Below are 14,078 nucleotides of genomic sequence, written 5' to 3' on the forward strand. Positions count from 1 at the left end.
CATCGTTCACGCGCTTTGGGGGCTTACGGTGGACGGGCAGGAATCCATCCGGCAAGCGCCTGCGGCGCGGACAGGGAGATCATGCGAACCTCCACGGTGGACCTCGTCGCGGACACTCCCCGAGCAGCCGCCGCGCGCCGCACGATGGCCTGGACGACCGGTGGGCTGGCGGCGGCGGCAGCGGTCGCCGGCGGCTGGCTCGCCCCGCCCGACGCGGTGCAGGGCCAGGCGCAGCGACTCATGTACCTGCACGTCCCCGCCGCCTGGGTCGCCTACGCCGCGTTCGCCGTCGTACTGGCCGCCGGCGTGGCCTACCTGATCACCGGCGACCTCCAGTGGGACCGGCTCGCCCGGGCGGGCGCGGAGATCGGCGTGACGCTGACCGTCGTCACGATCGCCACCGGCTCGCTGTGGGGGCACCTCGTCTGGGGCACCTGGTGGGCCTGGGACCCCCGACTGGTCAGCACCGCCCTGCTCCTGCTCGCGTACGCCGGCTACCTGGCCCTGCGCAGCGCCATGAGCGAACGGGCCGGCACCCGCGACGGAGGCGACCATCGGGTGGCCCGCTCGGCGGCAGTCGCCGGCGTGGTCGGGTTCCTGCTCGTCCCGGTGGTGCACTTCTCCGTCGTCTGGTGGCGGTCGCTGCACCAGCAGGCGACCGTGTTCGCCCCGCAACGGCCGCCGATCGACCCTCGGATGGGTGTCGCCCTGCTGCTCGCCGTGGCCGCCGCGACGCTCGGCGCGCTCTGCGTCCTGCTGCACCGGGCCGTGCGGCTCGAACGTCGTGGCACCACCGGCGCGTCCCGCGCCCCCGACCGCGTCCCGGCCCGGGTCGGATGATCCGCCGCCGCACCGGCCGGGCCACCCTCGCCGTCGTGCTCCTCGCCGCCGGCGCGCTCCTGGTCACCAGCGCGCTGCGCGACACCCTCACCTACTACCGGACGCCGGGCGAGGTGCTCGGCGACCCGGCAGCGGCCCGGGAACGGGTACGCCTCGGTGGGGACGTGGTGCCCGGGTCCCTGCGCCGCGACGGCGACCTGGTGGTGTTTCGCCTCGCCGAGGGGGGACACGAGATCACCGTCGAGCAGCGCGGCGCTCCGACGGGGACGTTCCGGGAGGGCGAGGGCGCGGTGGTCGAGGGCAGCCTGGCGGTGGACGGGACGTTCCGCTCCGACCACGTCGTGGTCCGGCACGGCAACGAGTACGCCCCGTCGACCTCCCCGGTGGAGCCGGCCGATGCTCGGTGAGCTGGGCACGGCGAGTCTCACCGTCGGACTGCTCTGCGCCGTACTGACCGCCCTGCTCTGGCTGCGGGTGGCCCTGTTCTCCGCGCCGATCCGACCGGCCCGTCTCGCCACCGCCGCGACCTTCGCCGCCGCTGCCGTCGCCTGCGGTGTGCTGGAGGCGGCCCTGCTGCGGCACGACTTCAGCGTGCGGTTCGTGGCGGAGAACGGTGGCCGCCAGGTGCCCCTGTACTACACGGTGACCAGCCTCTGGTCAGCCCTGGACGGGTCGTTGCTGCTCTGGCTGCTGGTCCTCGGCGGCTACGCGGTGCTGCTCGCCGGCCGCCGCTACCCGCTGCGGCTGCACGCCTACGCGATGACGGTGCTCAGCGCGGTTGCCATGTTCTTCTTCGCGCTGTCCTGCTTCGCCGCGAACCCGTTCCGGACGGTGGATCCGGTGCCCGCCGACGGACCGGGGCCCAACCCGCTGCTGCAACAGCATCCGGCGATGGGAGTACATCCCCCCCTGCTCTACGCCGGCTACATCGGTCTGGTCGTGCCGTTCGCCTTCGCGCTCGCCGCGCCGCTGGCCGGCCGGCAGGGGCGCGCCTGGCTGCGGATGGCCCGGCCATGGACGTTGCCCGCCTGGGCGGCGCTGAGCGCCGGCATCGGTCTCGGCGCCTGGTGGTCGTACGCGGTGCTGGGCTGGGGCGGCTACTGGGCGTGGGACCCGGTGGAGAACGCCTCCCTGCTGCCCTGGCTGACCGCTACCGCGTTCCTGCACACCGCGCTCGGTCGCGGCGCCGGCCGGGCCGGGTGGAACCGGGTGCTGGCCTGCGCGAGCTTCGTGCTGGTGCTGCTCGGCACGTTCCTCACCCGGTCCGGCGCGGTGGCCAGCGTGCACGCCTTCACCGACTCGCCGCTGGGGCCCGTGCTGTTCGGCTTCGTGTTGCTCGCGGTCGTCGCGTCGACGGTCCTGACCGGCAGGCGCACCGCCGAGCCGGCGCGTCGTACCGGGTCGCCGGTGCTGTCCCGCAACACCGTCGTCCTGGTCAACGGGGTGCTTCTGGTGACCCTCGCGGCGGTGGTGCTGATCGGCACGGTCTTTCCCCTGCTGTCCGGCCCGCTCGCCGGCGTCCGCACCTCCGTCGGCCCGGGCTACTACCAGCGCACGGCGGTACCACTGGCGATCGTGCTGCTGCTGGCGATGGGCGTGACGCCGGCCCTGCGGGCCGGCGGGTGGACCCGGGCGGTACGCCGTCTCGCCGTACCGGGTGGCGTGGCCCTGGCCACGGTCGCCGTGGTGGGCCTGCTCAGCCGGCCCGGCCTGCCCGCGCTCACCGCCTTCGGCACCGCCGCGTTCGTGCTCGCCGGCCTCGTCGGGGAGCTGCCGGACCGGCTGCGGCGGGCGGGGCGGGGCCAGCGGGTGGGACGGCTCGCCGGCACGCTGGCCCACTGCGGGATCGCCCTGGTCGCGGTGGGCGTCGCGGGATCCTCAGCGTACGGGCGGGAGACCGAACGGACCGTCCGGACCGGCGAGACGCTGCGGGTCGGTGACGCGACCATCCGCCTGGTCGGGGTGGACCGGACGACAGGCGCCGGCCAGATGTCGGCGCGCGCTCGGCTGCGGCTCTCCGAGTCGGGTCGCGCGGAGCGTACCGTCACCCCGGCCCTGCGTTACCACCCGGCCCGGGACACCGCCGTCACGGTGCCGGCGATCGACACCGGACTGCTCCGGGACACCTACGTCACCCTGATCGCGGTCTCGCCCGACAGCGGCAGCGCAACCCTGCGGCTCGCGGTCAACCCGCTCGTCGGCCTGCTCTGGGCCGGCGGCGCGCTGACCTCGGTGGCGGGACTCGGGGCGGCGATCGGCACCGCCCGCCCGCGACGCCGAAGCGGGGCGACCCCCGGCGGAACCCGCCCGGCAACCGTCGCCGCCCGCGCCCGGGTCGGGAGATGACCCGCCTCGCCGGTCGACGGCCGCGCCGGATACCCGTCGGACCGGCGCTGGTGCTCACGGCCACCGTCGCCATCGCCGTGGTCGTGGCCCTCGGCCTACGGTCACCCCCGGCGTCGGACGTCGACACCACCGACAGGTCGGCACCCGTGCCGGCCCCGGCCCTCTCCGGCGCCACGCTGGACGGCGGCCGGTTCGACCTGGCCGACGCGCGTGGCTACGTGCTTCTGATCAACGTCTTCGCCTCGTGGTGCGGGCCGTGCCGGGACGAGCTGCCGCTGCTGGTCGACGCCGGGCAGCGCTGGTCCCCGCGCGGCCTGCGGCTGGTCGGGCTGAACGTCCGGGACGGCACCGAGGCGGTCCGCGCGCTGCTCGACGAGACCGGCGCGACCGGGCTGACCGTGCTACCCGATCCGGACGGCACCCGGGCGGTCGACTGGGGCGTCCGGGGGGTGCCCGAGACCTTCGTGGTGGACCGGAACGGTCGCATCGTCGACCGGCAGCGGGGGGTGGTCACCCGGCAGTGGCTGCAGCAGCGGGTGGCGCCGCTGCTGGCCGAATGAGGTGGCGCCCCGCCGCAGCGGCGCTCGCCCTCGCGGCCCTGCTCGCCGCGGCCGGCGTGGGCCTGACCCGGTCGGCCGCCGGCACCGGTCGGGACGACCCGGTCCGCTCGGTCGCCGCCGACCTGCGCTGCCCGGCCTGTCAGGGCGAGTCGGTGGCCGACTCCCGCTCGCCGATCGCGGCAGCGATGCGGCAGGCCGTGTCGGACCAGTTGGCTCAGGGGCGCAGCCGCGCCGAGGTCCGACGCTGGTTCGTCGAGCGCTATGGTCCTGAGGTGCTGGTCGAACCGCCGGCCCGTGGGGTGGGGCTGCTGCTCTGGGCCGTCCCCGCGCTGACCCTGCTGGGCGCCGGCTACGCGGCCCGACGCACGCTGCGGCCCCGCTCGGGGCCCGACGGCGGCCCGACGGCACCGACGTCCCCGCGGCGGGCGGCCAGGGCGATGCCGGGTGCCAGGGCCCGTCGGGCCTGGCGATGCTCGGCGCTCGGGCTGATCGCCGTCGTGGTGTCGGTAGCCGTCGCCACCCGCAGCCTCGACCGCCCCGGGCCCACCCCGACGCCGGCGGATCCGGTCGCGGTCGCGCTGGGCCTGGCGCGCGACCTGGAGGCGCAGGACCGGTACGCCGCCGCGGCGCAGATGTACCGGGAGGCCCTGCGCGACCGGTCCGACGACACCATTCGGCTGCGACTGGCCTTCGCGTTGCTGAGGGCAGGAGACGCCGCCGGGGCGGCGCAGGCGGCGACGGAAGCGCTCGCTCGCGTGCCGGACTCCCCTGACGGCCTGCTCGTGCTGGGCCTCGCCCAGCGGCGGACTCGTCCCGTCGAGGCACCGCGCACCCTACGACGCTTCCTGACCGTCGCGCCGGAGCATCCGGCAGTCCCGGAGATCGAACGGCTGCTGGCCGCCCGCCCATGACCTCCCTGGCGGGGTGCCGGCACGAGCCGCGCCGGTCACCCCGGCCACACTCCTGGAGGAGCCGGCGACCGTGCCGGCAGCCGTGCGCGTCCGGGGGTCAGGAGCGCGCTCGTGACCGTGCCAGCAGGTAGCCGACGACCAGGCCCGCCGCCATGATGAAGAGGGCCCGGCCGGAGACCGCCGACCGGAGCTGATTCAATCCCCTGCGCGGATCGACAACCGCGCCGGCCAGATCGCCGGCCGCTCCGACGAGCACGTCACCGAGTCGATCACCGTTCATCGCCCGTACCGCCCTCCGCGTCGACTCCCGTTGTCGGCCGTACCCCTCGGCACCCGATCCAAACCGGCCGAAAGAAAATTTCGCGGCTGCGGCCATCGGATGTAGACATTTTTTTTGCCGCCGCCTATCGTCACCGCATCGCCCATAGGTGCAGATCGATTGAGGGGTGTGTCGATGCGACAGTTACGACGGTGGGCCGGCGTTCCGATGGCTCTGTTGGCGGCGGGGATCCTGGTCGGCGGTGATCCGGCGAGCGCCGGGGCGGCGCCGAAGCCGGTGCCCCCGACCGTCACCGAGGCCGTGACCAGCAAGCTGCTCGGTCAGGCCGAGCGTTCCAGCATGGGTGACGTCGCGGCACCGGAGACCCGCGTCACGATCAGCCGGCAGGCCGGGCGGTGGGCGTTCGGCACCGCCGTCGCGGTCGCCCCCCGCAAGGAGGACGCCCACCCGACCGGCTCGGTGTTCATCGCGCGCGCAGACGCCGGGCGGTGGCGGGTCGCGTTCGACGGCGAGGCCGACTTCAGCGACCTGGCCGCCGAGTCGCCCCTCGTGTCGGAGCGGGAGCGGCAGGTCTTCAACACCACGCCGGCCCCCATGTACGCCGGCGGCGACTACCGGACCGGGATGGCCCTGCCGTTCGCGGTCGGCCAGACCTGGACGCTCACCAGCGGTCCGCACGGCTGGGGCGGCAGCGAGTCGCCGTACAGCTCCGTCGACCTCGCCGGCGGCGACCAGGTCGTCCGCGCCGCCCGGGGCGGCACGGCGTACACGATGTGCCAGGGCTGGATCCGGGTGATCCACGACCGGGGCTACTCGACCGACTACTACCACCTGTGGAGCAGCATCTCGGTCAACGGGGCGGCGGTCGGCGCGGGCGCGTACCTGGGCTACACCGGCACCGACGTCACCTGCGGCGGGGCCGCCTACGGCCGGCACGTCCACTTCGGGCTGCGGCAGAACAGTGCGTACGTCCCCATCGCCGGTCACGGCATCGGCAAGTGGGCGTTCGAGAACGGCGCCGCGGCCTACCAGGGCGGCGCGCGGCACGGATCGGCCTGGGCCGGGGCCGGCGGCGCCGTCTACAACTACGGCGCGCTCGGCTTCAACCAGGGAGTGGTGGACGCCAACGGCGGTGGGAGCCTCACCCGGCGCGCCGGCCCCGGCACCGGCTACGCCGCGCTCGGATCCGTTGGCGACGGGGCCACCGTCACCATCTCCTGCTCCGCGAACGGAACCTCACACGCCGGGCGGTACGGCACCACGTCGCTCTGGAACCGGCTCAGCGACGGTAGCTGGGTCTCCGACGCGTACCTCTGGACCGGGGTGAACGGCACGATCAACGGCTGGTGCTGATCGTCTGCCCGGCGCGGCGGCGAGCCGCCGCGCCGGGCACGGCACGCCTGGCAGCAGCATCCCGGTAGGGCAGACAGGGTGGTGGGACAGTCGCGGTTTGCGGCTGACCGGCCCGGGCATGACGCAGACATGTCCACGAACCGCGCCCCGCTTCTCGACAACACCCTCCGGCTGGCTCTCGAAGGCTACGGCTGGCTCCCCAACCGCCGGCGTCGCGCCGGCAGTGACGTCGTGCACGCCCGGCTCATGGGCCAGCCCGCGGTCGGACTGTGCGGGCCTGAAGCGGCACGGTTCTTCTACGACGAGAAGCACATCCACCGGCACGGGGCCATTCCGGAGCCGGCGCAGGCCACCCTCTTCGGCCACCGCGCGGTGCACACCCTGGACGGGGAGATCCACCGCCACCGCAAGGCGATGTTCGTGTCGCTGCTGACCCCCGAGGGCATCGCCGGCCTGGTCGACCGGACGATCAGGGAATGGGACGAGACCGCCGGTTCCTGGACGCCCCGACAGCGGGTGGAGTTGTTCGCGGAGACGAGCCAGGTGCTGACCCGCGCGGTGTGCGCCTGGGTCGGTGTGCCGCTGGACGGTCACGACGTACCCGCCCTGGCATCCGACCTGGTGGCGCTGGTCGACGGGTTCGCCACCCTCGGCCCCCGGCACTGGCGGGCCCGACTCGCACGCAAGCGCCGGGAGGACTGGCTGAGCCGGCTCGTCGAGGATGTGCGGCGGGGTGAGCTGGCTGTCGAGGAGGGCTCGGTGATCGACGTGGTCGCCGGCTACCGGGAGGCCGACGGGAGGTTGCTCGATGCCCGGGTCGCCGCGGTGGAACTGCTCAATGTCATCCGGCCCACCGTGGCGGTCTGCTGGTTCGTCACGTTCGCCGCGCACGCACTGCACCGGTGGCCGGACGTTCGTGACCGCCTGCGCGGTCGAGCGACCGGGTACCCGGAGGCATTTGTGCATGAGGTCCGCCGGTTCTACCCCTTCGCACCGTTTGTCGGCGGCCGGGCGGTCAAGGATCTCTCCTGGCAGGGCGAACCGATCACCGCCGGTTCGATCGTGTTGCTCGACCTGTACGGACAGAACCACTCACCGCACCTGTGGCCCGACCCCTACGCGTTCAGGCCGGAGCGCTTCCTGGACCGCGAGATCGGTCAGTTCGACCTGGTGCCACAGGGCGGCGGCGACCCCCGCACCGGCCATCGGTGTCCCGGCGAGACCGCCACGGTCGCCCTGTTGGGGGCACTGACCCCCCGACTGGCCGCGTTCGACCACGACGTGCCCGACCAGGATCTCACCATCTCGCTGACGCGAATCCCGGCCCGGGTGGCAAGCGGCTTCGTCTTCGCCGTCGGGCAGCACTCACCGAGTCACGCGCAGCCGGTGCCGTTGCCCTGATCTGGTCGTCTGATCAGCGCGCGGGTTCCCCCTCTCCAGCACGACCGCGGCCGGCACCCGACCGGGTGCCGGCCTCGGTCGTCGACCTGTCAGCGGCGGGACTCCCGCTTGGCCAACTCCGGCTCGGCGCCCTTGCCAACCTTGCGCAGGGCCTCGCGCAACTGCTCCTCGGTCATCTTCGAGTTGCCCTCGATACCAGCGTTGTGGGCCTGCTGGCGCAGGTCGTGCAGTCGCTCGCGGTCACTCATGTCACCCTCCTGTCCGTGCGGCGCGGGAACCCGTCCTCGCGCGGTGCGGAGCAGTGTCTTCCCTGGTGGGTCACCGACAAACGGGGCGACCGCTCGACGGGGCACCGTCGCTGGTCGAGGCGTCCGGCCGGGCAGCCCTGTCAGCTTGCGCCGGTGGCGGCGTGCGGGACGGTGACGGGCTTCGACTCGGGCGAGGCATGCTGGCGCAGGAAGATGCTCAACACGATCAACGCTCCGACGGCGAGGAACTCACTCTGCCAGTTCTGCATCGACTGGAACCAGAAGTCGCTGGTGCCCAGGAACTGCCAGGCGCTGATGGGAGCGGCCCCGCTCTGGAGCATCTGCTGCTCGTTGTACTCGGCGACACCGCCAAGGACGTGACCGGCGAAGGAACCCGCGAAGATCATCAGCAGGGCGATGGAGAGGCTGTTGCGGTAGATCGCGAGCGGCAGGCCACCGCTGCGTACCGGCCACGGCGAGTTCGCCGTGGCGTGTTCGCGACAATCGCCCGGACGGTCGTCCTGGTCCTCCGGCTTGGACTCCGACGAGCCCTTCTGCACCAGGTACGCCGTCAACAGCACGTACCCGCCCATCTGCAGGAACTCCGACTCCCAGTTCTCGAAGGTCGCCTCGGCGAAGTGTCCGGTGCCCAGGTAGGCCAGGTACGACAGGGTCGGGTGGCCGTACTGCGCCAGTTCCTCGTTGTGGGTGCGCCAGCCGAAGACGCTCTGCAACACCAGGAAGATCAGGAACGCGCCGAACATCGCGATCGTCAGGCCGTGTTGCCGTATCCGGCGTCGCATTGCTTCTCCTCCCGATAGCGCCCTCACTGCAGGGCAAATGCCCGTCTGCCCGTTCGGGCAAACACCCGACCGGAGCTGACGGCCCCAGGTCGCCTCGGCAGGCGGTCGTTCGTGACCAGGCCGGGTGCGCCGGCTGTTCCCGAGGGGCCCGCTGCGGCGTCCGGACCGGCTGCGGTGGGACCGGCTGCGGTAGCAACCGGTCCCACCGTCAGCTCTGCACGGTTCCGAGTACCGCCTCAGCAACGCTTACGCAGCGTGACCGGGAAGGCGCACGACGATCCGGCTCCCGTACGCCGGAACTCAGAAGTCGTCGATCTCGCAACGCATGGCCTGGGCGCCCATGCCCGACACGACGGTGCACCACTCCTGGTCACCGCTGCGATTGGGGGCGCCGGTGTTGGCGTAGACGCCGTACGTGGCGATCACAGCCGTATAGCTGTTGCTGGAGACGTCGTGTCCGTCCATCCGCAACTTGACCGTCATGGAGATCTTCTTCGGGCCGAGGCAGTTGACCTCGCCGCTCGCGATGACTGTTCCTCCCGAATAGACCGGCGCCAGGGCGACCGCTGAGCACGCAGGATCGGCGGCGGCGAACGCCGCCCCGCCGGGGAACAGTGCCAGGGCGGTCGAGGCCACCGCCGTTGCGCAGATCGTGGCCAGCACCCGGCTGGGCATCTTATTCACGGACCGTCTCCTCAGATGATTTCCCGTGGGTCGCCGCACTGCCATATCACCTCGTCCCAGAATGGTGCGAACGAACACACGGTGACCACCACCGAATAAGCACTCCCGGAGTAGGGGAAAGTGCGTGTGGCGAACGTCAGGGAGTTCGGGGAGTACGCGCATGCGGCCAGGTTGTTGTAGGCTGCGACGTCCGTTTCGACGTGGACGTAGACGCACGCTTTGGCGGTCGAACCCGTCGGGTGTATCCTGCCGTTGATCTTGACATTCGTTGCGTTGACGACGACCGAACCCTCGTAGAAACCGTAGGTCTGGTGGCCGTCGAACACGCCGAAGGCGACGTACGACGCGGCGTGCGCTACGCCCGGTGCGACGGCCAGCCCGAGCGAACTCGCGAGCACCATGGCCAGTGGCACGAGGAACAGCCTTTTCAGGCGGGTGGTCAGCTTCATGGGAACTCCTTTCTGGGATGTTGGCGCACGCCTCGTCGCGGCCAGCCGCAGCGTCGGCCGAAGTCCGGACCCGATTGGTCAATGCGCGCTCTGTCTCCTATACCGGAAACAGTGTGGTGATCAGAGCATCCACCGGCCGTCGCTGGCAACTATTCAGGCCGTCCGAACGCGTTCGGTACTGTTCCGAACAGGGCTGAGGAATGCGGCCAGGATCGCCACGCACATACGATCGGCGTACCTTGCGGCCGTCAGTCGGTGTCGTGGGTGGGGAGGTGGGGGAGGAGCCCGGCGAGTCTGGCGGTGTCGCCGAGGCGGGTGAAGATCGCGGCGGCCTCCTCGAACGCCCGTCGCGCGGCCGACGGCTCGGTGTGCGCATACGCCCTACCGAGGCTGGTGAGCGCGGCGGCCTGCATCGAATGCCACCCGCGTGTCCGCCACATCGCAACGGACTCCTCAAGGTGACCGATCGCCCGAGCCGGGCAGTCCTCCGCCAGTTCGATCTCGCCCAACACGGCGAGGGCCTCGGCCAGGTGATGGCTCATGTTGTACTCGCGACTGAGCGTCACCGCCGCCTCGGCCGTGGTCCGCGCGTCCGGACCACCGCGCCGCAGGTCCAGGCGGGCCAGCGCGAGCAGCGTCAACACCTCGGTGTACCTGTCGCCGTAGTACCGCGAGATGCCCAGCGACTCGTGAAGCATGCGTTGGCTGCGCTCGAAGTCGTCGAGTTCGCGATGGGCGATACCGGAAAACTGCAGGACGGTCGCGACCCAGCGCGGGTTGCCCAACGCCCGCGCCTCGTCCAGCGCACCGGTCAGGCCACCGGCGGCGGCGGCGAAGCGCCCCTGCTCGTAACTGACGATCGACAGTGCCAACCGGGCTCGGATCCGGCCGCCCGGGTGATCCGACCGCTTGGCGAGGTGCAGGGCGCGGCTGGCGTGGGCGGCAGCGGCAGGATGGTCGCCGATGGCGGTGAGCGCCCACGAGCACATCACGGCGGCGTCGCACATGCCCTGCTCGTGTCGGAGTTCGGTGAACATGCCCAGTAGCCGGAACGCCTCGTCGCGCAGCCGGGACATCGCGTCGCCGTCGGGGCCGTCGGTGGTCCAGGTAGTCACGTCGATCAGACCGCGCAGCATGACCGCCTCACCGAGCAGGTTGCCCGCCGCTCGGCACACCGACATGACCTCGGTGTTGGTGTCGGCCCAGTCGCTGTACATGCCGCGTACGTCGAAGTACTTCTCCATGCACCCGGCCAGATCGAACGCCACGTCGTCGAGGCCGAGCACGCAGGTCTGCCGGATCAGGGACAGCAGCGCCGCACGTTCGGCGTCGAACCACCGACCCGCATCGGTATACGACGGGGACCGCTGCAACCAGTCCATGGGCGGACGTGGCGCGGGCCCGCCGATCGCCGCGTAGCAGGGACCCGGGATGTGCTTGGCCATCCGTTCGGTGATGGCCAGCCAGCCACCGAACCCGCGGGTGAGTGCGCCGGCGAGTGATTCGCCGGTCTCCTCGAGCGAGGCGCGTTCCCGGGCGAACAGTCGCACCAGGTCGTGAAAGCGGTAGCGCTGCTGCCCGGCGACATCGGTGCCGGCGGCGGTGAGTAGCTGCGCGTCCACCAGCGCCTCGGCGTGCTCGACTCCGCGTTCGAGGGTGGCATCGAGCACGACCGCGGTGAACCAGGCGGGGAAGTCGGGCAGGTCGAAGAGGCTGAGCAGCCGGAACAGCCGCCGTACTTCCGGTTCGAGCCCCTGATAGCTCAGCGCGAGCGATGCGCGGACGGCCAGGTCGCCGGCTGCCAACTGGTCCAGGCGTCGTCGCTCGTCGCCGAGCATCGCCGCCAGATGACCGAGCTGCCAGGTGGGCCGGGCGGCGAGCCGTGCGCCGGCGACGCGTACCGCCAGTGGCAGCCCGCCGCACAGTCCGACGATCTGTGCCGCCTGGGCGTGCTGTGCCGTCACTCGCTCGTCCGCGGTGACGCTGGCCAGCAGCCGGATCGCGGTGGCGGGCGGGAACACGTCGAGGTCGACTCGACGGGCACCCTCGATGCCCGTCAGCCGGATCCGGCTGGTCAGCAGGACCGCACAGGTCGCCGTGCCCGGCAGTAGCGGTCGGACTTGCTCCTCGGTAGCGGCGTTGTCCAACACCAGCAGTACCCGACGGTCGGCGAGGCGGGTGCGGTACAGCTCGGCGCGCTCGGTCTCGTCCGCGGGAATCACCTGGCTGGGTACGCCCAGCGCGCGCAGGAACCTGGCCAGCACGTCGCCGGAGCGCAGCGGCGACGCCTCGGCCCCGCGCAGGTTCACGTACAGCCGACCGTCGGGGTACGCGGCGGCCAGCCGGTGCGCGACGTGGACCGCGAGGGTCGTCTTGCCGACACCGCCCATGCCGCTGATCGCCGCGATCGGCGCCGCGTGGTGCTGCCGACCATCACGCCGCACGCCCGCCAGGTACTCGCACAGTGGTGTCACGTGCTCCTCTCGACCGGTGAAGTCGGCGATGTCGGCGGGCAGCATGGCGGGCACGGCCAACCCGTCCGGCACCGGCTGCGGTACGTCGGGCGGGGCGGACGCTGTGCCCTTCGGCCGCGTGGCGGTGGTGGCGAGCGTGTTGCGTACCGTGACCCAGGTGGCGGTCGCCGCCTCGTCGAGCCCGCAGGCCCGGACGAAGGCCGCGACGATCTCGCTCCTGGGCAGGCTGGAACGGGCAAGCATCGTGGCGGTCGTGCTGGCGGGCATGACGTCGCCGGCAGCCTCCGCCCGGCGGGCGAGCTGTCGATAGGTCAGATCCGACCAGGCTCGTAGCTGGCGCAGGGCGGCGACGAACTCCTCCGCACTGGTGATCTCATCCGGCTTCGGCAGCCCGTCAACAAGCTCAGCCACATGACCTTCCCGTGCCGACGCCATCCCTAGTTGATCAATATAGCCGCGGGTAGGTTCCTGGGCCAGCGACGTTCGAGTCGGTTCGGTACAGACCCGAACGCCGTGGGTCGTTGTGCTGCTCCTGTGCCGGTGCTGCGATGAAAGTCAATCCCGCGCCACCGAACATCCGGAGGTACACATTGCTCAAACGGATCCTGGCCTGTGCGACGGCCGCTGTCCTGACCACGGTACTGGGGGTGGTGGCCATGGGCGCGCCTGCGCACGCCGCCCCCGCGCGCAACGACAGTTTCAACGAACCCGTCTACTTCGTACCCGGTTTCACCTTCGACCTGCTCGGCCGCGATCCCGCCCACCACTGTTGGGAGGGCTACTGGAAGTCGACCGCCGACGCCATGCGCTCGTGGGGCTGGACCGGCAGCTACCACACGGTCAGCTTCTACAAGGGCGACAACGGCTGCAACACGGTGATCAGGGAGAACGGCGACCGAGACGTCTCGATCTACGAACTCGGCCGTCTCCTGGCCTGGAACATCTACAGCTCCTACTCCAAGAACAACATCTCGGTCGACATCATGGCGCACTCCATGGGCGGGCTCATCGCCCGCTCGGCGCTCACCGGCGTCGCCGCGCACGCCAGCGGCTGGCCGCCCTACCTCTACGTCGAGGACGTCGTCACCATCGGCACCCCGCACCGTGGCACGTCGCAGGCAAGCCTCTGCGCGGCAACCTACGGCTACCGGCAGTGCTCCGAGATGTCTCCCGGCTCGCCGCTGCTGAACGCGCTCTACCAGAGTCCACAGTCGGCGCAGGGCACCGACTGGACGTTGATCGGCTCCGACGACGACGACACGGTATCGACCGAGTCCGCGCTCGGCATGACCGCCGGACACTACCTCCGCTACGACGCGAACCAGGGCCTCGAACACAGCAACGTGCACCAGGTGACCAGCGGTAGCTACTACCAGCGGTACAAGAACTACTACGAAGCCAACTGGGTCGCGGGATGGGGCGCCCCGCCCGCGCGCTCGGCCAACAACTCCCTCTACTTCTGGTGGCGTTGGTAGCCCGGACACACACCTCGATCAGCCCTTTTGAGTCCCGGGAAGCCGAAACGGCCGGGAACAACCGCGAGTCACCGAGAGACTGCGCCAAGCGGCCGTGACACCCCTGGTCGTGCCGCTCGGTCCGGCGACCGGCACGTGCCGACGCCAGGTGGCACCGGCTGGTTGTCGCATCGCCGGTGGCCGTCGTTCCTCGACGGCCACCGGCGATGCGAGGCCGGCATCCAACCGGCAACCTGGGGGCCAGGGGTGCGAGC

At 71.7% G+C, this 14,078-nt stretch carries 14 protein-coding genes; 8 read left to right on the forward strand and 6 right to left on the reverse strand.

Features of this window, described 5'->3' with window-relative positions; translation table 11 throughout:
- Positions 1–81 precede the first annotated feature (81 nt).
- From ccsA to C5N14_RS22245, 5 genes are read left to right on the forward strand one after another with little or no spacing between them, the layout of a single operon-like run.
- Positions 82–840, forward strand: coding sequence for a cytochrome c biogenesis protein CcsA (gene ccsA, locus C5N14_RS22225; protein ID WP_207892830.1), 759 nt, complete (start codon positions 82–84; stop codon positions 838–840).
- Positions 837–1,247 (forward strand): cytochrome c maturation protein CcmE, encoded by a 411-nt coding sequence (locus C5N14_RS22230; RefSeq protein ID WP_117670251.1) that lies wholly within the window; start codon positions 837–839, stop codon positions 1,245–1,247. Before ccsA ends, C5N14_RS22230 begins: the two co-directional genes overlap by 4 nt.
- The gene (locus C5N14_RS22235) at positions 1,237–3,186 is read left to right on the forward strand and encodes a heme lyase CcmF/NrfE family subunit (RefSeq protein WP_117670253.1); all 1,950 of its coding nucleotides are present in this window, start codon (positions 1,237–1,239) and stop codon (positions 3,184–3,186) included. The genes C5N14_RS22230 and C5N14_RS22235 overlap by 11 nt, the downstream gene beginning before the upstream one ends.
- Entirely contained in the window at positions 3,183–3,746 is a 564-nt protein-coding gene (locus C5N14_RS22240) for a redoxin domain-containing protein (RefSeq protein WP_117670255.1), read from the forward strand. The genes C5N14_RS22235 and C5N14_RS22240 overlap by 4 nt, the downstream gene beginning before the upstream one ends.
- The gene (locus C5N14_RS22245) at positions 3,743–4,657 is read left to right on the forward strand and encodes a cytochrome c-type biogenesis protein (RefSeq protein WP_117670257.1); all 915 of its coding nucleotides are present in this window, start codon (positions 3,743–3,745) and stop codon (positions 4,655–4,657) included. The genes C5N14_RS22240 and C5N14_RS22245 overlap by 4 nt, the downstream gene beginning before the upstream one ends.
- 97 nt (positions 4,658–4,754) lie before the next feature.
- Here C5N14_RS22245 and C5N14_RS22250 read toward each other — a convergent pair whose 3' ends face one another.
- Positions 4,755–5,033 (reverse strand): hypothetical protein, encoded by a 279-nt coding sequence (locus C5N14_RS22250; RefSeq protein WP_128763641.1) that lies wholly within the window; start codon positions 5,031–5,033, stop codon positions 4,755–4,757.
- A gap of 78 nt (positions 5,034–5,111) precedes the next feature.
- On the opposite strand from C5N14_RS22250, the gene C5N14_RS22255 reads away from it, so the two are divergent.
- Positions 5,112–6,290 carry a peptidoglycan DD-metalloendopeptidase family protein gene (locus C5N14_RS22255; RefSeq protein ID WP_243639915.1) on the forward strand — a complete coding sequence of 393 codons (1,179 nt, stop codon included), beginning with the start codon at positions 5,112–5,114 and terminating at the stop codon, positions 6,288–6,290.
- Between the two features lie 129 nt (positions 6,291–6,419).
- The gene (locus C5N14_RS22260; RefSeq protein ID WP_117670263.1) at positions 6,420–7,691 is read left to right on the forward strand and encodes a cytochrome P450; all 1,272 of its coding nucleotides are present in this window, start codon (positions 6,420–6,422) and stop codon (positions 7,689–7,691) included.
- Positions 7,692–7,780: 89 nt separating this feature from the next.
- On the opposite strand, the gene C5N14_RS32315 is transcribed toward C5N14_RS22260, so the two are convergent.
- From C5N14_RS32315 to C5N14_RS22280, 5 genes are all read right to left on the reverse strand, one after another.
- A complete protein-coding gene (locus C5N14_RS32315) occupies positions 7,781–7,939 on the reverse strand; it encodes a hypothetical protein (protein ID WP_165878193.1) in 159 nt (52 codons plus the stop codon).
- A gap of 140 nt (positions 7,940–8,079) precedes the next feature.
- Positions 8,080–8,742 (reverse strand): DUF6766 family protein, encoded by a 663-nt coding sequence (locus tag C5N14_RS22265; RefSeq protein ID WP_117670265.1) that lies wholly within the window; start codon positions 8,740–8,742, stop codon positions 8,080–8,082.
- A gap of 300 nt (positions 8,743–9,042) precedes the next feature.
- Positions 9,043–9,405, reverse strand: a complete 363-nt coding sequence (locus tag C5N14_RS22270; protein WP_128763642.1) for a hypothetical protein — start codon at positions 9,403–9,405, stop codon at positions 9,043–9,045.
- A 32-nt stretch (positions 9,406–9,437) separates the two neighbouring features.
- Positions 9,438–9,875: a hypothetical protein gene (locus tag C5N14_RS22275; protein ID WP_117670269.1), complete on the reverse strand. Its 438-nt coding sequence runs from the start codon at positions 9,873–9,875 to the stop codon at positions 9,438–9,440.
- Positions 9,876–10,123: 248 nt separating this feature from the next.
- A complete protein-coding gene (locus C5N14_RS22280; protein WP_165878194.1) occupies positions 10,124–12,760 on the reverse strand; it encodes an NB-ARC domain-containing protein in 2,637 nt (878 codons plus the stop codon).
- A 245-nt stretch (positions 12,761–13,005) separates the two neighbouring features.
- On the opposite strand from C5N14_RS22280, the gene C5N14_RS22285 reads away from it, so the two are divergent.
- A complete protein-coding gene (locus C5N14_RS22285; protein WP_165878195.1) occupies positions 13,006–13,824 on the forward strand; it encodes a triacylglycerol lipase in 819 nt (272 codons plus the stop codon).
- Positions 13,825–14,078 lie beyond the last annotated feature (254 nt).

The organism is Micromonospora sp. MW-13, from assembly GCF_003434305.1.
Lineage (GTDB): Bacteria > Actinomycetota > Actinomycetes > Mycobacteriales > Micromonosporaceae > Micromonospora.